The 20,522-nt window shown below is 43.9% G+C and carries 22 protein-coding genes; 18 read left to right on the top strand and 4 right to left on the bottom strand.

Going from position 1 to position 20,522, the window contains the following annotated elements; translation table 11 throughout:
• The first annotated feature begins 98 nt into the window (after positions 1 to 98).
• The 8 genes from GJB61_RS06670 to GJB61_RS06635 all read left to right on the top strand — a co-directional run bounded on the left by GJB61_RS06670 (position 99) and on the right by GJB61_RS06635 (position 5,310).
• On the top strand, positions 99 to 281 hold the full coding sequence (locus GJB61_RS06670) for a hypothetical protein (protein WP_154117680.1): 183 nt from the start codon (positions 99 to 101) through the stop codon (positions 279 to 281).
• A 92-nt stretch (positions 282 to 373) separates the two neighbouring features.
• Positions 374 to 1,246 carry a GNAT family N-acetyltransferase gene (locus tag GJB61_RS06665; protein ID WP_154118152.1) on the top strand — a complete coding sequence of 291 codons (873 nt, stop codon included), beginning with the start codon at positions 374 to 376 and terminating at the stop codon, positions 1,244 to 1,246.
• 149 nt (positions 1,247 to 1,395) lie between these two features.
• Positions 1,396 to 1,965 (top strand): putative ABC transporter permease, encoded by a 570-nt coding sequence (locus GJB61_RS06660; protein WP_229521509.1) that lies wholly within the window; start codon positions 1,396 to 1,398, stop codon positions 1,963 to 1,965.
• A gap of 476 nt (positions 1,966 to 2,441) precedes the next feature.
• On the top strand, positions 2,442 to 2,915 hold the full coding sequence (locus GJB61_RS06655) for an NUDIX domain-containing protein (protein ID WP_154117679.1): 474 nt from the start codon (positions 2,442 to 2,444) through the stop codon (positions 2,913 to 2,915).
• Entirely contained in the window at positions 2,908 to 3,486 is a 579-nt protein-coding gene (locus tag GJB61_RS06650) for a histidine phosphatase family protein (RefSeq protein ID WP_229521508.1), read from the top strand. The genes GJB61_RS06655 and GJB61_RS06650 overlap by 8 nt, the downstream gene beginning before the upstream one ends.
• Positions 3,446 to 3,925, top strand: a complete 480-nt coding sequence (locus GJB61_RS06645; protein ID WP_154117678.1) for a hypothetical protein — start codon at positions 3,446 to 3,448, stop codon at positions 3,923 to 3,925. The genes GJB61_RS06650 and GJB61_RS06645 overlap by 41 nt, the downstream gene beginning before the upstream one ends.
• Before the next feature lie 14 nt (positions 3,926 to 3,939).
• Entirely contained in the window at positions 3,940 to 4,356 is a 417-nt protein-coding gene (locus GJB61_RS06640) for a ribosomal maturation YjgA family protein (protein ID WP_154117677.1), read from the top strand.
• Between the two features lie 162 nt (positions 4,357 to 4,518).
• Positions 4,519 to 5,310: a lipid II flippase Amj family protein gene (locus GJB61_RS06635; RefSeq protein ID WP_154118149.1), complete on the top strand. Its 792-nt coding sequence runs from the start codon at positions 4,519 to 4,521 to the stop codon at positions 5,308 to 5,310.
• 26 nt (positions 5,311 to 5,336) lie between these two features.
• Here the strand turns inward: GJB61_RS06635 and GJB61_RS06630 are convergent, their stop codons facing one another.
• The gene (locus tag GJB61_RS06630; protein ID WP_154117676.1) at positions 5,337 to 6,149 is read right to left on the bottom strand and encodes a hypothetical protein; all 813 of its coding nucleotides are present in this window, start codon (positions 6,147 to 6,149) and stop codon (positions 5,337 to 5,339) included.
• A gap of 260 nt (positions 6,150 to 6,409) precedes the next feature.
• Here GJB61_RS06630 and GJB61_RS06625 point away from each other — a divergent pair, with 260 nt between their 5' ends.
• The 3 genes from GJB61_RS06625 to lepB are packed head-to-tail and all read left to right on the top strand — an operon-like array spanning position 6,410 to position 8,266.
• The gene (locus GJB61_RS06625) at positions 6,410 to 7,267 is read left to right on the top strand and encodes an SDR family oxidoreductase (RefSeq protein WP_154117675.1); all 858 of its coding nucleotides are present in this window, start codon (positions 6,410 to 6,412) and stop codon (positions 7,265 to 7,267) included.
• Between the two features lie 52 nt (positions 7,268 to 7,319).
• Positions 7,320 to 7,721, top strand: a complete 402-nt coding sequence (locus GJB61_RS06620; protein ID WP_154117674.1) for a DUF4265 domain-containing protein — start codon at positions 7,320 to 7,322, stop codon at positions 7,719 to 7,721.
• A 47-nt stretch (positions 7,722 to 7,768) separates the two neighbouring features.
• Complete coding sequence (gene lepB, locus GJB61_RS06615) at positions 7,769 to 8,266, top strand: signal peptidase I (RefSeq protein ID WP_154117673.1); 498 nt, start codon at positions 7,769 to 7,771, stop codon at positions 8,264 to 8,266.
• Positions 8,267 to 8,272: 6 nt separating this feature from the next.
• On the opposite strand, the gene GJB61_RS06610 is transcribed toward lepB, so the two are convergent.
• The gene (locus tag GJB61_RS06610) at positions 8,273 to 8,578 is read right to left on the bottom strand and encodes a Dabb family protein (RefSeq protein WP_154117672.1); all 306 of its coding nucleotides are present in this window, start codon (positions 8,576 to 8,578) and stop codon (positions 8,273 to 8,275) included.
• Between the two features lie 173 nt (positions 8,579 to 8,751).
• Between GJB61_RS06610 and GJB61_RS06605 the strand changes: the two genes are divergently transcribed.
• From GJB61_RS06605 to GJB61_RS06575, 7 genes are all read left to right on the top strand, one after another.
• Positions 8,752 to 9,123: a hypothetical protein gene (locus tag GJB61_RS06605; protein WP_229521507.1), complete on the top strand. Its 372-nt coding sequence runs from the start codon at positions 8,752 to 8,754 to the stop codon at positions 9,121 to 9,123.
• Between the two features lie 156 nt (positions 9,124 to 9,279).
• Complete coding sequence (locus GJB61_RS06600; RefSeq protein WP_154117670.1) at positions 9,280 to 10,314, top strand: HD-GYP domain-containing protein; 1,035 nt, start codon at positions 9,280 to 9,282, stop codon at positions 10,312 to 10,314.
• Positions 10,315 to 10,473: 159 nt separating this feature from the next.
• Positions 10,474 to 11,217, top strand: a complete 744-nt coding sequence (locus GJB61_RS06595) for a GTP pyrophosphokinase (RefSeq protein WP_154117669.1) — start codon at positions 10,474 to 10,476, stop codon at positions 11,215 to 11,217.
• 36 nt (positions 11,218 to 11,253) lie between these two features.
• Positions 11,254 to 12,885 carry a glycoside hydrolase family 9 protein gene (locus tag GJB61_RS06590; RefSeq protein WP_154117668.1) on the top strand — a complete coding sequence of 544 codons (1,632 nt, stop codon included), beginning with the start codon at positions 11,254 to 11,256 and terminating at the stop codon, positions 12,883 to 12,885.
• Positions 12,886 to 13,164: 279 nt separating this feature from the next.
• Positions 13,165 to 16,800 (top strand): S-layer homology domain-containing protein, encoded by a 3,636-nt coding sequence (locus tag GJB61_RS06585; RefSeq protein WP_154117667.1) that lies wholly within the window; start codon positions 13,165 to 13,167, stop codon positions 16,798 to 16,800.
• Positions 16,801 to 17,232: 432 nt separating this feature from the next.
• A complete protein-coding gene (locus GJB61_RS06580; RefSeq protein ID WP_154117666.1) occupies positions 17,233 to 18,027 on the top strand; it encodes an SDR family NAD(P)-dependent oxidoreductase in 795 nt (264 codons plus the stop codon).
• Positions 18,028 to 18,038: 11 nt separating this feature from the next.
• Positions 18,039 to 18,563: a YfiT family bacillithiol transferase gene (locus GJB61_RS06575; protein WP_154117665.1), complete on the top strand. Its 525-nt coding sequence runs from the start codon at positions 18,039 to 18,041 to the stop codon at positions 18,561 to 18,563.
• 1 nt (position 18,564) lies between these two features.
• Here GJB61_RS06575 and GJB61_RS06570 read toward each other — a convergent pair whose 3' ends face one another.
• Positions 18,565 to 18,834, bottom strand: a complete 270-nt coding sequence (locus tag GJB61_RS06570) for an excalibur calcium-binding domain-containing protein (RefSeq protein WP_154117664.1) — start codon at positions 18,832 to 18,834, stop codon at positions 18,565 to 18,567.
• Between the two features lie 150 nt (positions 18,835 to 18,984).
• A complete protein-coding gene (locus tag GJB61_RS06565; RefSeq protein ID WP_154117663.1) occupies positions 18,985 to 19,839 on the bottom strand; it encodes an alpha/beta fold hydrolase in 855 nt (284 codons plus the stop codon).
• Positions 19,840 to 20,522 lie beyond the last annotated feature (683 nt).

The following is a 20,522-nucleotide window of genomic DNA, read 5'->3' as shown; positions in this document are numbered from 1 at the left end:
GTATACTGGAAAGAGGTACAACCTTAACACGTCTTATTCCCCAAGATCATCGCAGAACTCTCAGGACTGACAGCAATTTATTGCGAGGAGGAAATGGAATGCGAAGTCGGAACGAGAACGGCCGGTATCGGCAAAAACGCGGAAGTGCCCTCATGGAAAATCTCGAAAAGAAATACGGCTCAGACTTTGGCGTGCGTAGTGAAATGAAGCTGGAGACGCTGAAAAGACAACAAGGCGATCACTTGTTGCCGCTGAATCTAAAGGAACAGCTTAAAGAATAGAAGCACGGGCAAATTCTTGTCCCGGTGTGAGGGGGATTATTTTGAACCAATCATTAACAGAGATTTTAATTCGTAATTTCCAAAATGAAGATATGCCTTTGTTAGGTGTATTGCATCAAACAGTAACTGCGAAAGAAAATACAATCTTTTGGTGGGTCGGAGACGAAGATAATTGGGGTAACGTTTATTGTGCGTTTGAAAATGGGAAAATGATCGCAAAGGGTCAGGTTAGTATAATTAACGTTGTCCCTTCAGGTCTTTTAAAAGAAAACAATCACTCCATATATGTTAATCTTAAAGCCATTCCCGAAAGAGAAAGTGACATTGATTTGCTCGATAAAGTCTATCAATATCTTTACTTAAGAGCAATTGAATTAAAAGAGACCCTACCTAAAGAATATGGAACAATACTTTGTGTGGGTAACGATTCGACAGAAACAGCAAACAATGAGTTTTTTATCCAAAAAGGGTATCATCATCTGGATAGTTTGTTTAGCATGAATCGAGACTTGAATGAACCCATTTCCGAGTTAAAGCTACGAGAAGGATTTCAATATTCATATTGGAAGATGGAGACATCTCCCGAGGAAAGGGATTACCTAGATATTGAAGCTGAAATTTGGCCTGACACTCCATTAGGGCTGAATAGATTGTCTGAATACAAAAAGCACTTATTATGGACATCCATGGTAATACGACAGGCAGACACCCTTCTTGGCGGATTGATGGCATGGCAAGAAGAAGATCATGGTGTAATAGAAGATGTTTTTGTTCGTGAACCATGGAGAAAGCTCGGCATTGCCAAGTATTTGCTTACAGAAGCTTTGAGATATCTAAAGTCAAATCAACTTCAATACGCTAACCTCATGGTATTGACTACTAATAAATCCGCCTTGTCGTTATACGAATCGGTTGGATTCTATACGGATAAAGAAGAGATAAGGTACTTTACAAAACTTAATTAGGTAACAATGAGAGGGGTTCGCCACCCCTCTTTACTATTTTCGCGAACAGCATCCGTTTCTGTTTCCCCGCATATCTCCTGTCAAACTAAGGCATAATATGTCCCGACATACCTGATGCCAATACTGACAACCGGGAGGCGGGACATATTTTGATTACACCAGAAATTTCACTGGATGGTTTCATGCCGTTTGCTGTTGCCAGCCAATACTTCTTTTATTTTATGATCTATTCTTTCTTGGGCTGGGTGCTGGAGGGAACCTATAACTTGTACAGCACTGGAGCCTTTCGTAAGGAAGGATTTCTAAAAGGGCCATTTAAACCGATGTACGGTTTTGCACCACTTCTGCTGCTCCTCGCAATGAATCTGGAAGTACCGCTTCCGCTATTTCTTTTGCTTACGTTAGTGATTCCTTCTACGGTTGAATATGTCAGCGGTTGGCTGCTGAAGACGCTGTTCCATAAGCAATGGTGGGATTACTCAAGCATGTCTCATCAGCTGCAGGGTCATATCTGTCTACGCTTTTCTATGTATTGGTGGTTACTCGCCACGGCCTGCCTGTATGTGATTCAACCACTCTTGGAGCTTTTATATCGTAGTGTTGAGACGATGTGGGGGTCAGTGCTGCCTGCGGTAGCTCTATTTGCGACAGCCGATCTGTTATGGACCTGCTGGACCCGTCGCCGGGGCGAGAAAGCACTGGAGCTTAGTGAAGGATGAGGATGAGGCTGATGAAAGCTTTCGTCTGAAAAGAGAAATAGCTAACACCTCCTAATGATTCGGTAATAAACGACTTCAATGCCTCATATTCTGAAAGTGGGGAACGAAGCAGCATCCTTGGGAGAGGAAATGCCGTCCGAAGAGCCATCCTTCAATTGGGAATGGAGGCGGACGCAGATGAGTACTGATCAGCTCATAGCATTGCTCGTTCTTGTCATTATGATTATACAGTTAGCTAACCCCAAGGGGAAATCCTAAGGGACGTGCCTGAATCTGCCTTCGAACTCAGAATTTCTTGAGTTCGAAGGCGTTTTTTTGTTGTATATTGTAAAGGATAGCGTTTTTTTGAAATCCATGACATGTATTCAGCCGGCAAAGAATATAGTGGGATTTTGAAGGAAAACTTGTAGCGTTCAATGGAATTCAAGTTGAATAAGCAGCATAATAATCAACAATAACAATAAAGGATGATGAACATGCCAATGTCTGCCTATTATCGGGATCTGCGAGAAAAAGTCGGCTCTGAGCTGTTAATGATTCCAGCGGTAGCTGCGATCATAAGAAACGCTGAGGAAGAAATTTTATTCATCCGTAAACCGGGTGAAACGCTTTGGGGTTTGCCCGCTGGAGCGATTGAACCGGGAGAGACCCCATCAAGAGCTGTACGGCGAGAAGTATATGAAGAAACGGGATTATTGGTTAATCCTGTGGGGATATTAGGTACTTTTGGCGGTGAGAAATATAAATATGAATACAGCAATGGGCATCAGGTGGAGTATTTGACGGTTGTTTTTGAGTGCTCCATTGTCAAAGGAACACTTAGAGGAGTGGATGAGGAGGTGGAGGAGCTTAAGTTTTTTAAGGAGAATGAACGCCCTAAGCTTGCCATTCCTTATCCACCGGAACTATTCATCAAAGATCCGGGTATGTTAAGGAGCATGTATGAGTGATATGAATACGTATATTTATATGGTCAGACATGCAGTTTCGCCTTTTGTGCTGGGGGATGAGCGGAATCGGGGACTCTCCGAGCAGGGAATAGCGGACGCTCTCCGGATCAAGGAGCTTTTGGCGAAGGAAAAAATTACCCATTTTGTCTCTAGCCCCTATAGAAGAGCAATCGATACGCTAAAATATCTAGCCGAAGCATCTCAGCAGGAGATTGTGATCTATGAGGAGCTGAGAGAACGAAATATCGGTAGTACGGAGATCGAGATGAACATGCAAGAGATCCTGCAAGGTATTCGGACATCCTTCACGGACAAGCATTTTAAAATGCTGGGTGGAGAAAGCACCTTGGAAGCGCAGGAGCGCGCCATTCCCATTGTGAATCAGCTACTTGAGCAGCACAAAGGCGATACAATTGCTATAGGCACTCACGGAAATATTATGACGCTTATTTTGAACTATTTTGATGAAGTCTATGATTATGAATTCTTTGAGCAAACCTCGAAACCGGATATTTATAAGCTGGAATTTCATGAAATGGAACTTGTTAATGTTGAGCGGCTGTGGAGCTGAGGAGGAACTGGAAATGCGGCTCTTCTTAAAATTAAACGCGATCAGCGCCTTATACGGACTATTGTTCTTCATCGAAATAGAGCTTGTAGCGAATATTTACCGCATTAGCAGGGTTACAGGTTGGGACATAAATAGGGTCGATAAAATAGTGTTTATTCTCAATATTGCAATTTTTATTTTATCTACAGTTTTGTTCGTTTATGTTACATATAATTATATGAATGGAATGAATCTAAGATACTTTTCCGCAATTATGTGGTTCCCATATTTAGCTCTGTATATTTATGTGCTGTCATCTTGTTTTCCTATTACCGATCCAGGAGAACAGCCAAGCCATGGATTGGGTATTATAGGTATGGGTGCGCTCATAATCTATCCATTCTATATCGTATTTATCAATATGTTCGGATTTACTGAGGGCAAGTCAAACTCTGGATAGAGGTTGAAACACGAATGAGACATTTGAGATCTATAGTTTATATCTGCATCTTTCTTATTGTGATTGTGTTAGGGATTGGTTCGAGAGCTTTCGCTGACCAGCTACCTTTGTTTGTGTCCAGAAACTTTGGAGACGCGTTATGGGGAAGCATGGTTTATTTCGGGTTTCGAGTACTGTTCACTGAGCAAAAGAAGCTGCACTCCCTCGTCCTAAGCTTGATATTCAGCTTTGCTATTGAATTTAGTCAGCTTTATCAAGAGGATTGGATAAATAACTTACGATCCACTTTCTTGGGAGGATTGATTCTGGGAAAAGGCTTCTTGTGGGTAGATCTTCTCAGGTATACGGTGGGTATTGGTGTGTCCTATATTCTGGATTTGTGTTTCTGGCGTTGGAATGTAAACCGGCAGATGGGGAAGAGGTATCCCTGATCTGCTGGTTTATTCTATATAATTTAGAGCATAAGCAGACGCCATGGCTAAGGTATCTGCTTATTTGTGTAGAAGAACATATAACTAATTATGGATTTTATGGGATATAAAATGTATATTTAACTGATCCTGCACAACAATTCATTGGAGATGATAGAATTGATGACGAATAGTTTAATAGTAGTGTGCCTGCTTACGATGATTATTCATACCGCTGAGACCTTATCTTATTCCGTTCGCTATGCCGGAGTGAAGCTGAATAAGATTGCGATCGCATTGTCTCTAACTGGCATTATCGTGTTGGTATCCAGAACCGCAAATATGATCCAAGCTCCACTTACAGCAAAATTCGTCGATTACGCTAAGGTAGATCAGGGCTTTCCGCTGCTCAACTATTTTAGGATTATTCTACTAGCTTCTTCTTTAGGTACCTTAATAGCGATTGCTCTTTTTCCTACCTTTGTGGGCTTATTCGAAAGAGTCATTTCTAAGTTGGAGGTAGAAGGCTCTATACCTAAACTGCTTACAAGCGTTACTATAAGCCAGCTGAAAAACACCAGGAAATACATACGCAAACCGAAAATGAGACTTTATAATATCAGATACTTGGGGATACCTAAACGATTCCTTGTCATGAATATATTTGTTACGGCATTCTACACGGTTGGTGTATTATCCTCACTATACGCAGCTCATTTAGTACCCCATTTGAGCACAACCGCATCTCAAGCCTCAGGGATGATTAACGGCATAGCAACGATATTGCTAACCATATTCATCGATCCACAGTTAGGCATCATCACCCATAAGGCTACCGAGAATGTGGCGTACCGTGATCAGCTGGGGAAAATTTACATGTTATTAATGGGCTCCCGATTTCTCGGCACACTTCTCGGTCAGCTAGTATTTGTTCCGGCAGCCCATTTAATTATTATGTTGGTGAAGCTTATCTAAAGTCCTTACGAAAATAATGCGAACTCCTACTTCGGCAGCTTGGATACTGCCGTACGGAGGGCAATGGCAATGGTCTGCTCCCAGCTATAAAGAGTCTGCTGCATCGTATGAATCTTGTTCATTTGCGAGTAAGATAACTTCAGCTCTGCAGCTGCCGTGATCGCATTTCCTTGCTTAACAGCTGCTTTATAACGAGCATCTGCTTCCGAACGGGATTTCTGAGCAGCGGAGAGATTCTTGTTCTCGGCTACAATCTGCTTCTTAATGGTTGCAACTGGTGCTAAAGCATCCTTGGCAGGTTTCGTCTTAGCGGCGTATTCCTTCCGGGCAGCGGCCAGTGCATCCACCTTTGCCTTCACCTCAGTCCGGGCAGTGGTTACAGCGGATTTCAGCTTATTGCGCTTCAGATCATACAGCGTCGCGGCCTTAGCGTCGCCTGCTTTCTTGGCGGCAGTATACTGCTTGCTAAGTGCTGAATACTGCTCCAGCAGTGGGGCATGCTTCTTGCGGACCGCCTCAGATTCGGTCTTCAAGCGGCTTAACAGAGCTTGATCAACGGTGAGAAGTTGCGCATTTACTGCTTTTAGGTTGTCGTTGTTCTCTTTGCGGAGCTTCTGGATCTTCAGGCTATCCGCCTTGATGATCCCCTGCAGAGTCGTATACTCGCCATGAATAGCATTAATGTCATCGAGTGCGTTATCCCAATCAGAGGCTGCATGAACTTGTGAGACATTAGTGGTGAGGAGTATGAACAAAATAACGATTTCTACAAACCCTCGCCAATAGCTCGCTTTGTGAATGGTCTTGGTACTTCCGTACTTCCGTACATAGTTAATCATTTGCCTCAGCTCCTATCTGAAATAAGTAATATACACACAAAAAAGCACCTCCAAGATAGGCATAAATGCCTGTCTTGCGAGGTGCTTCGCCCGCAAAAGCATGTGTAATTGCATTTACTATAGCTTGAAATTAATGGATAGTCAATCCTAAATAGAACATTAGTTTGCATTTTAAAAGGATGGAATGTTCTTATGAGCAGAAATCTAGTAGAATGCTAGTATCGTCTACTTTCAAATTAGGAGCAGAGGAAGTGACAAATATGGATTCACACCAATCTACTGAACAGGACCCTATTGTCCTGATTACCGGAGCATCCAGCGGGTTTGGTCTTCTGACTGCGGTTACACTGGCAGGAAAAGGTTTTATTGTTGTCGCCACTATGCGTGATTTAAGCCGTAAAGGTGAGCTGGAGCGGCAGGCCGCAGAGGCCGGAGTTCTTGATCGAATTCATCTGATGACCTTGGATGTGACCGTAGGTGATTCGATCGAGGCAGCAGTAGCTGCAATCCACGACACTTTTGGGAGAATCGACGTTTTGGTTAATAATGCGGGCTTTGCCGTTGGTGGTTTCGTGGAAGAAGTATCCATGGAGGATTGGCGCCAGCAGTTCGATACAAACTTCTTTGGGTTGGTGGCGGTGACCAAGGCGGTTATGCCTGAGATGCGCCAGCAGGGAAGTGGCATTATTATTAATGTGGGCAGTGTGAGTGGGTTATCAGGCTTTCCGGGTTTTGCACCTTATGCGGCTTCCAAATTTGCGGTTGAAGGCTTTAGCGAAAGCCTGCGTCACGAGCTGTCGCCTTTTGGGATAAAGGTAGTATTAGTTGAGCCTGGTTCATACCGCACACCCATTTGGGGCAAGGGAATCGACCATATTCGTACTAGCGAGGAATCTCCTTATAAGGCGCATCTGGCTGCAGTGCTGGAATATTCCCGAAAAACTGCCGAGGCTGCGCCAGATCCCCAGCAGGTAGCTGATCTGATTGGTCGAATTACTAGGTTGAGAGCGCCACGGCTACGTTATCCAATAGGTAAGGGTTCTCGTCTATTGATCCTAGGCAAAACATTATTGCCCTGGAAATGGTTGGAGCGTTTGATCGCCAAAGGACTTGCCTAAAGCTTGGAGTTGCCGGTTTGCTAAATTTTATGTGATGAATTGAGGTGTGCCGATGCCTGAACCTATAGGATTGCATATATGCTTCAACGAACTCGGTCGTGAGATTGAGGTTCTGGATGTTACATTGTTGGAAAAGGACACATATAGAGTGGAGGAAACTCCTATATTTAATCCAGGTGTGACCTTGGGTGATATTATCAGAGTTAAAGAAGAGCAGGGTATCTATTACTATGTCGAGACGGTAGAGAAATCAAATTTAGACAGATATGCCTGGCTGCTTAGCAAAGAGACGGTCAACTCTACAGAAATAGCGGTTTTTAAGCAGCGTATAGCGGAAATACAAGGCAAATGGGAGCAGATATTTGGCGGGTTTCTCGTCATACATATTCCGAAGGATGCAGCAATGGACGTGGATGGGGAGATGAACCGGATTATTGAGCACTTTGAGAACTGAAGTCATGAAGTTGGAAGCCATTTTATAGAAATGTGAGGTAAGCCCAAATGTTAAAATATGCAAAGCAGTGGGTCCCAAGTATTGTAATCGCGGTGGTCATTTCCCTGTTTGTTAGAACCTATGTCGCCGAAGCCATGAAAGTGCCTACAGGCTCCATGATTCCAACAATCCAGATTAACGACCGGTTAATTGTAGAAAAGATGTTATGGATGACTACGCTTGAACATGGAGATATAGTCGTATTTAATCCGCCAGTAGCCGGTGATGAGGATAAGAGATATGTGAAGAGACTGATTGGACTACCCGGCGACACCATAGAGATTAAAGACGGAAGCCTATACAGAAATGACCAAGTCATCGACGAGCCGTACCTTCAGGAAAAAATGAACTATACCTTCGGACCTATCACTGTACCGGCAGATCACTACTTTTTTCTTGGTGATAACCGGAACATCAGCTACGATGCTCATCTATGGGATACACCTTTTGTAGATAAGGATAAGCTGATTGGAAAAGTGGTCCTGGAATTCAGCAATCCCTTTTAGTGGCAATTATTTCTGGATAGGATAGTCAATAACAACGACATTCTCAATAATCCCCTCTAGCAGCTTTACAAAAGCCTGGTGCGCCGGATGGGGTCCGTATAAGCGCAGGGCTTCTTGATCTTCAAAGGTCACACGGAGCCCTAGCGTATACCCATGTATATTATCCGTTTCTTCTGTGGTGTTTACACCTGCGGTAAGCTCGACAATGCCTGGCACTTGGTCCTTAAGAGCCAAAAGAGTTTCTACCAGCAGACGCTCCTTCTGTGGTTGATAATTCGTATTAAATTTAAAAGCAACAATATGTTCGTACATTTGATAATCCCCCTCTGGTTTCCTCAATAATATAGTGTTCCTGCTACTACCTATTATGAAAGGACATTATTATGCTAAATGAATCTGCCCACTCAAGAATAAAAAATCCGTTGTCCATACAACAGATCATTTCGATGATTGTAATTCTCTCATTAGAAATACAACAATTAATTATGTTGAATAATGATCATAATCATAGTCATGAAATCGCTCATTTCTTTCTTGTCTTTTGGCTAACTGCCTGCTCTATGGTGCTGCTATTTATTATATATAGAGTACTCCAAGAAGCAACTGAAATAAAGTGGGGTACGGATAATCTATTGATCCATAAGAAGTGGATCGCAGCTAAAGATATAGATTCTATCCTGGTTGATGGTTATTTTATTCCAATGATCGGGATTAAGCCCAAGGGCAAAAGAATTGTTCCAGATTATCTCTGTTTCCGATTTGTTGAGGATAAGGACACGGCGATGGAGCAACTGAATATCTGGGCCGAAGCAAATGGAATCAGAATCATTTATAAAAAATTCGTGAAATGGATGTAGCGTATAATCCGCTTAGGGGGGCTAAAGTAGCGATTCATTTGAACTAGTCGGGTAAGTTAACGTGACTTTAACCATATTGTTACTTTGGCGGGTATTCACTATGATTAATAAACGCATAAGGAAAATATTCCTATACATATAAAGGGGTGCTAATTCTTGAAAGTTCATGTTACAGATCTCAAACACGGCGATTGCCTTACAACAGACACTTTCAATAGTGTTGGCCTGCATGTGCTCCCCAAGAAGACTGTTGTCCAAGCCGAAGAAATCACCATTCTAATCCGTCATAAAATTGAATATGTCGATATCGAGCCACGAAGTATGCCGCTAATGGATGAGAATACAAAGCTAAGTCAGGATTTAAAAGATACTTTTGACTATGCGATTGAGAACTATGAGTCCATTTTTCTAGAAGCACTGACTAAAGGCAGCTTCACACAGTCTATTGTTGATGATTCCTTGCAATCGATGCTTGTAAGTCTGGATGAGCACAAAGATGTTGTCTCTCTTTTGCTCTTGTTTGAGCGGGATGATATTGATACCTATAACCACTCCCTGCAGGTCGGGCTCTTATCTTATTACATCGCAACCTGGTTGGGTCACTCCAAGGAAGAACGGTTTGAGATTAGCAGAGCAGGTTACTTACATGATATCGGCAAAAGCCAGATCTCACCAGCCCTCTTAAATAAGTTGGGTTCTTTAACTGCTGATGAAGAGGAAGAAATGAAACGTCACACTAGTTACGGCTATGATATCATCCGTAAATCGATGAGTGACGAAACATCAGCATTGGTTGCACTACAGCATCATGAGTTCGAGGATGGCACTGGATATCCTAAGATGCTCCACAAAAGTGACATCCATCCCTACACTCAGATTGTAGCGGTCGCTAATGTATATATGGGCATGACAACGGCAAGAGCCAATCAACCTAAGCAAGGTCTTGTTGCTGTACTCCGTAAAGTACATGAACTGGGTTTTGGTAAGCTGAACGGAAATGCAGTTCAAGCACTTACTGCACACTTACTGCCTAACTTTGTGGGTAAGAATGTGCAGCTCAGCAATGGCGAGTTGGGGACAATTATTATGAATAATCCGTTGGATATGTTCAAACCACTGGTTAAGGTAGATGAGAAGTTCAGGGATTTGTCTAAGGAACGCAATTTATCTGTTGAAGAGGTATTTATTTAAGCATTTACCAGGATTCAAAGGAAAGGCTATCACCTATGGTCTATATAGATCATCGGTGATAGCCTTTTTATGATGCCGGATAGCGCATGAATTTGAATTCTGTCAGTAGATTGTCTATGCTTAATAGAGCTTAGGAGAGCAAAAGAGGAGACTGGACCCATGAGTACTGAAAGTAATCAAATCGAAAAATTCAAAAAAATGAAATATGATATTACCCGCTTTATGCTGATTTATAAATTCGCTTTGGATGAGATGGAGACTAAAATTGAAATATTGAAGCAGGAATTTCAGTCGCTGCATGACTACAGCCCCATTGAGCATACAAAATCACGGATTAAGTCTCTAGAGAGCATTATGAACAAAATGTTGCGTAAAAATCATGAATTCTCTTTGACTGCTGTCAAAGATAGTATAAAAGATATTGCGGGTCTGCGGATCACATGCTCCTTTATCTCAGATATATACCAAGTTAGTGAAATGCTCCAGAAACAGGACGATCTGAAGATTCTTGCAGTGAAGGATTACATCAAGAACCCGAAACCAAATGGCTATCAGAGTCTGCACTTGCTGGTGGAGGTGCCGGTCTTTATGTCAGATTGTCAGGAGTTGGTCTGTGTAGAAGTGCAGATTCGAACGATTGCCATGGACTTCTGGGCAAGTCTGGAGCATAAGATCTTTTATAAATATCAGCAGTCGGTACCCGAAAGTATGACACGTGAATTGAAGCATGCGGCGGATTCGGCTTATGCGCTTGATCTACAAATGGAGCGCCTACATCGTGAGATCAAAGAAATTAAGGACGCTCAGGATGAGGAGGATACAGACGATGAGCTCCGGCGGATTATAATTAACAATCAGCAGTTTACACTCCCGGCTAACTTTATTAAGCTATTAGCAGAGTAGACAGTTAAATTAAATTGATCCTTAAGGAGATTGCAGATGAGCGAGCATGAGTTCCGTAAGATTACTGTGAATCAAATGGGCTACCCGGTGAGTGGAGAGAAGATCGCTGTATTTACGAGTGCTGAGCATGATTTCCAGGTGATTGAGAAGAATAGTGGCACAGTGGTATTTACAGGTAAGACGGGGGTAGCCAAACTGGATAAGGCCAGTGGGGTCACTGTACATACCGGAGATTTCTCTGAGGTTAGAGCAGCCGGACACTACCGGATTGAACAAAATGATGGTGCGGTTTCGGCTTCCTTTGCCATCACAGATATGCCATATAATGAGCTGCAGAAGGGTTTATTAAAAGCTTTTTATTATTACCGTTGTGGTGTGGAATTGACTGAAGACTACGCCGGACCGTGGAAGCACAAGGCGTGCCACACTGCCGAAGGCATTGTTTACGGACAACCCGAGCTGAGACTGGATAGCAGTGGAGGCTGGCATGACGCAGGTGATTATGGAAAATATGCCGGTCCTGGAGCCAAAGCAGTTGCTGATCTATTACTAGCCTATGAGCTGTATCCATCCGCTTTTGCAAACGCTTTTACGCTTCCGGAAAGTGATGGAATTGTACCGGATATACTGCTGGAATGCAAGGTCGAGCTAGATTGGCTGTTTAAAATGCAGGATTCGGATACAGGTGGTATATATCATAAGCTGACAACGCTGAGTTTCCCGGGGCTGGATGTTATGCCCGAGGAGGATACTTCGGATCTGTATTTCTCACCGGTGTCTGCTGCGGCTACAGGAGACTTTGCCGGTGTAATGGCCCTGTCAGCGCGGATTTATGCACCATTGGACGCAGCTTACGCGGCTAAATGTCTGAAAGCTGCGCTTGCGGCCTGGGAGTGGCTCATGCAGCATCCAGCAGAGCCGGGCTTTACCAATCCGCCAGAAATCACTACTGGCGAATACGGTGATGAAGTAGACGACGATGAACACTATTGGGCCGCTGCCGAGTTATATCGGACTACGGGCGAAGAAAAGTATCATCAGGCGTTTCAGGAACTGGCCCTGCGCTCATTTCCGAAATTTAGTCTCGGCTGGGCGGATATGGGTGGTTATGGTACGCTTGCCTATCTGCTAAATGGCGAACAGCATGCAGACAGTGTTCTCTACTCCTCCCTGAAAGAAGGTCTTCTTACGGAGGCTGAACGTTTATCCCAAGTGAGCCTTGAAGACGGTTACCTTATCTCCTTGAAGGAGGAGGACTATATCTGGGGCAGCAATATGCTAGTGATGAATAATGCCATGCTGCTGCTGGCTGCTGAACATTGTAGTGGAGATTCCAGGTTTGCAGTTTGTGCACAGGATCACCTGCACTATTTAATGGGACGTAATGTGCTGGATATCAGCTATGTTACTGGGTTTGGAGATCATTCGGTGATGCACCCGCATCATCGCCCGTCGGTAGGTGATGCTGTGACTGATCCGGTGCCCGGACTAGTGTCAGGGGGTCCTGATCGTGGACTTCATGATGATTATGTGGTGGAGCATCTGCAGGGGAAGCCTGCCGCACAGTGCTTCGCCGATCACGAGCTAAGCTATTCTACAAATGAGGTTACAATCTACTGGAATTCACCAGCAGTGTTCGTTGTCGCTCGCTTTAATCAAATGTCGTAGAGTAGTTTATATTTCTCCTAGAAACGGCTGCGCTATCCATAAAAGGGTAGCCAGCCGTTTCTTTTTGTTAGTCCAAAATTTTTATTTTTAGAAATAATGCTAATAATATCCATTTGGCTAGCCGTTAGTATATGGACGTACTGCTAATCGTTAATAAGAGATTTATATAGCCTCGCTGATGTATCGGCGGAAAGGGGAAACTTATCTTTTCTTATATCACCTCCCACAGTGAGCAACACGTTGGATCTAGTCATTAGAAAATTGGAGGATGATTCATACATGAGAAAGACTATTCAAAAGGGTTTGAGTTTTTTGCTCATCACTGTATTATTGTTTTCAGCTGGTTTGAATATTGGAGTTCAGCCGGTGCATGCAATTCCGCCAGGACCGGGAGTAACGACGAATCCGACGACGGAGATTACGGAAACGACAGTCAAATTATATGGCACAGTAACAAATGCTACTTATCAGACTGGTAATCCTGGCTTCTTTTATTGGACTCATATCGATGGAGTTACTGAACACCCACTCAATGCAACGGGTATAGCAGCTCAATATGTTTATCCTAACTTCAGTACTGTGCTTTCTACACTTCAACCCAATACCCAGTATGATTATCAAGCTTGCGTCAGTATGGGGGCAGTGTTAGCTTGTGGCAATATTGGGAGTTTTACCACGCTACCGGGTCAGGTTATTCAACACATCATAGATTTAACAATACCGGATCAGATTAATGTACCTAATCTTACAGATAAGGCAGATCTGGTGCTGCCCGCAACGATGGAAGTGACCTTTGATGATAATACAAAAGGGAATTTTCCGGTAGAGTGGGACCTGAGCAATTATGATCAGGGTGGTAGTAATGGATGGACATTCAAAGAATCCGGAGGCTACAGAATCATTGAGGGCACATTAACATTGCCGAGTGACGGTTCTGTTGAATACGCTCCCAACACCTATCTAACGCCACGGGTGACGATATTCGTGGATTATCCAAATCTAACTAGCATTCCGGCTGTGCAGACTATAACGGCACCACTTGGAACAAGTCTGGCAGAAGTATTAGGGCTGTTGCCCAATGAACTAACGATGACATTCAGCAATGGCCAAGAAGCCTCACCTCCAGTTACCTGGGACGAGGGCACGCCAACTTTCACAGGTGAAGCAGGCACGTATACATTTATAGGTACACCAGGCTGCTTCCAACAAGATTTTGCCCGAAAAACGACAGATGATTTTTCAACTATGGGCGGGGGAGGAGATTGCGGTTACTATAATCCGAATGCTCTGACAGCCCAGGTAAAGGTAAAGATTAGCGCTTATGCTTGGCAGCTTGTCGGCCCAGCCGGATTCACCGCTGCAGCGCATGGACTTTCCTTTGCTTATGATGCCACAGGTACGCCTTTTGTGGCTTTTGCAGATGGTAACAACGGTGATCGATTATCGGTAATGAAATTTGATGGGACCTCATGGGTATATGCAGGCAGTCCGGGACTCTCGGATCATCCGGTCGCTACGGCTTCAATGGCGTTTCATTCCGACGAGGATGGGGCATTGTATATCGCCTATACCGAACAGGACAGCAACAATATTGTGGTCTCGACCCTGGACGGCAAAGGATGGAAGAATCTGAACCCGACCCAGGCTGCAGTGACTGCATCAGGTACTCTTTCACTCGGTTTTGCTTATGGTGTACCTATTGTTGCTTTCCCTGATGCTGCGCAGGCTGGTTCTGCTTCGGTTATTCGTTACACGAACGGAGTCTGGGAATATGCAGGTATAGCTGGATTCTCTGGCGGAGCCGTTCAGTCCATTACCCTATCAGAAAGTTATAATAGTCTTTACACAGTCAGCTATATTCAAGCAGGCGAGTTGAACACGGCTTACCTGACTTATCCAGATCAATGGGTCATCCAGACTCAGTCTGGAACGGCCATTGAGTTATTATCACAAGTAACGGATCATAATCGTCAAGCGTATGTAGCCTATCAGGATTTCACTGGAGTTCAGGTCAAAGCAATTGATTCTTATGAGGGCTGGAACTCTTATGGTCTGGGTGGAATCAGTGAAAGTCCGGTACAATTACTGGCACTGACATTTGACGGAAATAACGTACCATATATTGCTTTTACAGACACCACCAATGCCGGAAAAGTAACCGTTAAAAAGCTGAAGGACAACACTTGGCAGAAGGTTGGTGCAGCTGCATTTACAGCTGGGAGTGCTTCTGAATTAAAGATTCAGGTTATCAACTCTGTTCCACATGTTGCCATTGTTGATAATGCCCAAAATGGGAAATTGACTGTGCTGAATTTCCGTTCATTCGATCCTGTTTCTGTGCAGACAGCAAATGCAACGAATATAACAACGACATCAGCCGCAGTGGGGGGCACTGCCCTAGGTACGGTAACTGTACGTGGAATTGAATATGGGACACAAGCTGATCTGTCAGGAGAAACCTTCCGGTTGGAAGCATCTGCTGAAGGCAGTGAACCCTTTACGGTGAGTCTGACTGGATTGCAGCCAGGAACAACCTATTATGTACGTGCCTACGCGGTTACACCTGTAGGGATTGTATATGGAGACTTGATGCACTTCACCACATCCGTCGTTGTCATTCCAGATGTGGTAGTTACTAATCCGCCTACTCCGGCCAAAACAGTTAAAGTGATAGTCACAAATACTAGCAATGGGGGAACAGCCAACACTCCGGTTACCCAGCTTATCGGTTCAACGTTGACTACTGTCGGCAAGTTGTATACAACAAGTGGAATAGCGATTAATGTGGGTGAAATCACGATAAAACCAGATGGAAGCTTTTTATTGCCAAATGTACCAGCGGGTACGTATACACTGGCGTTGAATGTTATTGCGCCAAATGGGGAGCGTCTAGCCGGTCAATTGGCGACATTAACGGTAGATGCCAGCGGTAATGCTACAATCAGTGCAGAATTGATCGATCCTTATGGGATCATCACGGACTCGGTCACGGGCAAACCGGTAGATGGTGTTAATGTAACATTACATTGGTCAGATACGGTATTGAACCGTTCCAAGGGACGTACACCGGACCAACTAATTGTTTTGCCAGAATTGCCTGATTTCGCACCCAACAAAAACCATGATCCACAAACCAGCACGGATGGTGGTCGTTTCGGTTGGATGGTCTATCCCGAAGGCGATTATTACATTTTGGGTGAAAAAGCCGGATATGTAGCTTTTGATAGTCGAAAAGATACTGCCACAGCGCAATTTGGTACAGATAGTTATATCCGCGAGGGTAATATCCATGTCGGTCAGACGATCGTAGAATATAATTTCAAAATAACACCTGCAGGCGAATATAAAGCTTATATGAAAGGTTATCCAGATGGCAGTTTTCAACCGAAGAAAGGGGTTACCCGTGCTGAAATTGCGGCTATTCTGAGCCGGACGATGACTACCAGCCAGAAGGTTGCGGGCAACACAACATTTAAGGATATTTCATCCGGTTACTGGGCAGCAGCAGACATTAAGAACGCCGCACAGCAGGGATGGTTACAAGGCACCGGAAATCACTTGTTCCAGCCTGAACAAGAAGTTACCCGTGCAGAAATGGCACAATTACTGTTTAATGTGTATGCATGGACTCCTAGCAGTAATTCAGCAACAGTACAGACATTTAGCGATGTACAAGGTCACTGGGCTCAGGCGGCGATTACTGCAGCTGTGTCGCAAGAGTTGTTTACGGGTTACACAGATGGCACATTCCATCCCAATCAGCCGATTAGCCGCGCCGAAACTGTTACGCTGATCAACAAGCTGCTGAAACGACCAACGGCTGCTGATCAAGCAGTTGTGTGGAGCGATGTCCCTACTTCCTATTGGGCGTATGGCGATATTATGGCAGCATCGGTTAACCGGGTAATTAAGTAATTTAAAGCAGCTTATCACAAAACAAAATTTAGAGAGACCGGAGAAGTTGCCCGGTCTTTTTTTGTCTATTTATCATTTGCCTCTGAGGTTAATTAATCAGTTTGAATGTGGTTCTGAACTTGTTGATGTGCTTGCTCATGGAAAGATACGTTGCCGTTAACTCTGCAGCATTGGGATTATAATACCATCTTCACCTATTTTATAGATCTGCCCAACCTCAATCATAGACGAGCAAGCCATAACCAAGCCGCAAATTTAGCCTACAATAATTTTTTTCAAAGCATCACCTCATTCATAAGATTGTATAAATTACTGCTAAACGATTCAGCGCTCTCATTTTACCAAGGATTCCCTTAATGCTATATTATTACTTGAATGAGTTCGATTAATTGTTCTAGGAACAAATCACTTGATAAGGATGGTGTCAATACTATGGAATTACACATGGCAGGCAAAACCGCGCTAGTGACAGGCTCAACCAACGGAATAGGCAAAGCGATTGCGGAGTCATTAATACGCGAAGGTGTGACTGTGCTGATTAATGGTCGCGATGAAGATAAAGTAAATACAGTTGTGGATGAGCTGAAAAGCCGGTATGCCGGGGCTAAAGTTCTGCCCGCTGCTGCTGATTTAGGGAATGAACAGGGCTGTGCTGACATGATTAAGCAATATCCCGTGGTTGATATATTGATCAATAATATGGGCATTTTTCAGCCTGCGGAGTTTTTTGAGATCCCTGATGCAGAATGGTTTAGATTTTTCGAGGTGAATGTGATGAGTGGTATTCGTCTGACACGTCATTATCTGCAGAGTATGATTGAGCGGAATGAAGGCAGGGTTGTTTTTATTGGCAGCGAAGCAGCCGTAATGCCTTCCCAGGAAATGGCTCATTATAGTGCCACAAAGACTATGCTGCTATCCGTATCACGGAGTCTGGCCGAGCTTACAGGTGGAACTCGGGTGACGGTAAACACGGTGCTGCCTGGTTCCACGCTGACGGAGGGAGTTGAAACGATGCTGCAGACGTTGTATCCGGAAGGTAACCTGACTATCGAAGAAGCAGAGAAACGTTTCATGAAGGAAAACCGGCCAACTTCGATCATCGAAAGGCTTATCCGCCCAGAAGAAATTGCAGAATTTGTAACGTTCATCAGCAGTCCGTTATCCGCAGCGATCAATGGTGCAGCTTTACGAGCCGACGGCGGATTGGTGCGCAGTGTCTTTTAATGGAGAAACCTATGGAACAACAACGTTACCCCATCGGTCGATTCGCAGCTTCGGGACAGCTGACTGCTAAACAGCGTGAACATTGTATAGAGGAAATATCCACCATGGCCGAAATATTAAGAGAGAAAGTGTGTAACCTAACTCCAGAACAGTTGGATACCCCTTATCGGGTAGAGGGTTGGACTGTTCGGCAGGTTATCCATCATCTGGCTGATAATAATATGAACGCATATCTTCGTTTTAAAAGAGGGCTAACCGAAGAAGCGCCCATTATCCCCTCCTACCGGGAGGAGCTATGGGCTGAGTTAAGTGATTATAGTGAGGAGCCGATGGAGACTTCACTTATGCTGCTAGAGAGCCTGCAACGGCGTTTTGTATCATTGCTGCGTTCGCTTGAAGAAGATGACTATAAGAGAACCATTGTCAGCTTGGGTCTGGGTACGCTGAGCCTGGACACGGCACTTGAAAGATACGCATGGCATAATCGGCATCATATGGCCCACATCACCTCACTTATAAGTAGAAAGGGTTGGTGACTTATTGCTCGCAAGCGATCCCGTCTTTATCGCGGTCGCTTTTTTGGTTGGCTTCATAGAGCTCTTTAGAGGCGTAAGGTTTATTTTTGGTTTTACCGCCCGTGTTCTTGGTAGAGCTGGAAAGGGCAACGCCACCTTTGTAATCTTTATGCATCGCTGTACAGTTCTTGTAGGTTGTCGCCTTAGCAGCAGCTGTTTCCGTACCAACGGTACCTATGATCAGTGAGAGTAACAGGGCGGTTGTCAGACCGATATTCAAATATTTTCTCATTCCATTCATCTCCTTCTTATCTTTACCATAGTAACACTAATGGATAAAAAAGGAATGAGAATCCCAAAGGATTCCACATAACTGAAAGAGCAAGCGCCGAAGGTTTCTCAGCGCTTGCTCTTTTCTTTATAAATAGGCTGAAAACTTTGCTTAGTCTCTGCCAGCCATCACTATTTTTTCAGCGATCATTTTAGGCTGGGTATGAAAATTCGTCATATGATCTCCGGTGCCCTCGATGTAACGGAATTGTCCCAGATGACTGGATTGGGTCGGATGGAAGCCATAAGGCCCTTGGGGAAGAACCGTATCCTCAGTTAAATAAAGATAACTTTTCGGGATATCCAGACTGTAGAATTTTTTGAGGTCCAGCTTTTGAAACGATGGGCCTGCTGGTTCAGGCTTGACCTTTTTGTATAAGGCCTGAGCTTCCGCAAGACTAGCCGTGTTGACAAAGTTATTCCGGAAGAGGGAGAAGGGAAGCATAATCGTATCGTTTCCGGATGCTGCTCTTAGCTGTTCAAATGCCTGGAGCATTGGAGCAGGGAACTGATCCGCAACACTCTGACCATCCAGTGGTACGAAGGCATCCAAGAATACCAAACGTTTAATTCGGTTCGGAACTTGTTCCGCAACCTTTTGGATGACTGAGCCTCCAAAGCTATGGGCTAGCAGAACAATATCACCCAAGTTCTTTTGGTTGATGAAATCAACGACTGATTTGGTGATTTGCTCATGAGTGACATTAGTCTGCGTATCCCCACCGTGACCTGCATATTCCGGAGCATAAACAGTGTGTCCTAATTTACGCAGCTCTGTAGCTGTTTCATCCCAAAAGCTGGCATCCGCCCAAGCGCCGTGAACCAGAACGAAAGTTAAGGGCTTCTCACTCACTCCGTTGCTCTTTACGGCTGCAGCAGCGTAGGGTTGATTCCAGGGCTGGAGCACAAGCAATGAAAATATGGCGAGGGTCATGGTCATTACTATACTTTTTTGGATCCATTTCATACGGGTGAGCCTCCTGATTTAATGTGGGCAAAGTTTCTCTTAAGAATGATGCCCAAAAGCCGGAGGAATCATGTTATTTACTTAACGAATCTTACAGCCATTAATACCTATATAAGTTGAACTAAATAACATAAGAAAAGGCAAAAGTAACGGAGGGGAATTTTGGAACTGTAGGAGCGATAGCGACCGCCTTTGTCTCCGGATTTCATCCGCTAAGAGCGGAATAAATCAAGAAATCGGGAGACAACAGCGGCTGGAAGTCCAAATATTCACCGCAGTTACAATAAAAGCCAATTTATGAGAATCTTAAGTTCAACTTATATAGTAATTTATTGATTCCAATCACAATTCGCATAAACCGGTCTGTTCCGCCAGATATGTACTCTGTGGCGTTCAGGTTTACAGTTCGACTAGCAGCGTCAGCTTCTTTCGTTGAATCTCTGATGATACTATAAAATTCCAAAAAATACCATCCATGAAAGGCGGCGCTTGATAGAGAGGCTACTGATATAACTTCTGTATTCCAATCCATATAATCAATTAACTCGATTGAAATATGCGACATGGGATTACTCCTTTCTACCTCTTTATAGTTTATAATAAAAAAAGGTTTGCTTCATTTTTTGTCGAATTTTCTCACATATACAATAATTTTATGTAGTTATTGCTTCAGGGACATAAGG

Origin of the sequence: Paenibacillus monticola (assembly GCF_009664975.1) — a bacterium.
GTDB classification, from domain to species: domain Bacteria; phylum Bacillota; class Bacilli; order Paenibacillales; family Paenibacillaceae; genus Paenibacillus_AQ; species Paenibacillus_AQ monticola.
Note: the sequence above shows the minus strand (reverse complement) of the source record. Positions and strands in the feature narration are given on the sequence as shown.

Excerpts from the sequence above, each read along its gene's own strand:
- GJB61_RS06640 (WP_154117677.1), top strand. The coding sequence starts at position 3,940 with ATGAGACATTTGAGATCTATAGTTTATATCTGCATCTTTCTTATTGTG.
- GJB61_RS06580 (WP_154117666.1), top strand. The coding sequence starts at position 17,233 with ATGGAATTACACATGGCAGGCAAAACCGCGCTAGTGACAGGCTCAACC.
- GJB61_RS06605 (WP_229521507.1), top strand. The coding sequence starts at position 8,752 with ATGTTGAATAATGATCATAATCATAGTCATGAAATCGCTCATTTCTTT.
- GJB61_RS06620 (WP_154117674.1), top strand. The coding sequence starts at position 7,320 with ATGCCTGAACCTATAGGATTGCATATATGCTTCAACGAACTCGGTCGT.
- GJB61_RS06655 (WP_154117679.1), top strand. The coding sequence starts at position 2,442 with ATGCCAATGTCTGCCTATTATCGGGATCTGCGAGAAAAAGTCGGCTCT.
- GJB61_RS06670 (WP_154117680.1), top strand. The coding sequence starts at position 99 with ATGCGAAGTCGGAACGAGAACGGCCGGTATCGGCAAAAACGCGGAAGT.
- lepB (WP_154117673.1), top strand. The coding sequence starts at position 7,769 with ATGTTAAAATATGCAAAGCAGTGGGTCCCAAGTATTGTAATCGCGGTG.
- GJB61_RS06585 (WP_154117667.1), top strand. The coding sequence starts at position 13,165 with ATGAGAAAGACTATTCAAAAGGGTTTGAGTTTTTTGCTCATCACTGTA.
- GJB61_RS06645 (WP_154117678.1), top strand. The coding sequence starts at position 3,446 with ATGAAATGGAACTTGTTAATGTTGAGCGGCTGTGGAGCTGAGGAGGAA.
- GJB61_RS06610 (WP_154117672.1), bottom strand. The coding sequence starts at position 8,578 with ATGTACGAACATATTGTTGCTTTTAAATTTAATACGAATTATCAACCA.
- GJB61_RS06665 (WP_154118152.1), top strand. The coding sequence starts at position 374 with ATGCCTTTGTTAGGTGTATTGCATCAAACAGTAACTGCGAAAGAAAAT.
- GJB61_RS06595 (WP_154117669.1), top strand. The coding sequence starts at position 10,474 with ATGAGTACTGAAAGTAATCAAATCGAAAAATTCAAAAAAATGAAATAT.
- GJB61_RS06635 (WP_154118149.1), top strand. The coding sequence starts at position 4,519 with ATGACGAATAGTTTAATAGTAGTGTGCCTGCTTACGATGATTATTCAT.
- GJB61_RS06650 (WP_229521508.1), top strand. The coding sequence starts at position 2,908 with ATGAGTGATATGAATACGTATATTTATATGGTCAGACATGCAGTTTCG.
- GJB61_RS06575 (WP_154117665.1), top strand. The coding sequence starts at position 18,039 with ATGGAACAACAACGTTACCCCATCGGTCGATTCGCAGCTTCGGGACAG.
- GJB61_RS06625 (WP_154117675.1), top strand. The coding sequence starts at position 6,410 with ATGGATTCACACCAATCTACTGAACAGGACCCTATTGTCCTGATTACC.
- GJB61_RS06590 (WP_154117668.1), top strand. The coding sequence starts at position 11,254 with ATGAGCGAGCATGAGTTCCGTAAGATTACTGTGAATCAAATGGGCTAC.
- GJB61_RS06630 (WP_154117676.1), bottom strand. The coding sequence starts at position 6,149 with ATGATTAACTATGTACGGAAGTACGGAAGTACCAAGACCATTCACAAA.
- GJB61_RS06565 (WP_154117663.1), bottom strand. The coding sequence starts at position 19,839 with ATGAAATGGATCCAAAAAAGTATAGTAATGACCATGACCCTCGCCATA.
- GJB61_RS06570 (WP_154117664.1), bottom strand. The coding sequence starts at position 18,834 with ATGAGAAAATATTTGAATATCGGTCTGACAACCGCCCTGTTACTCTCA.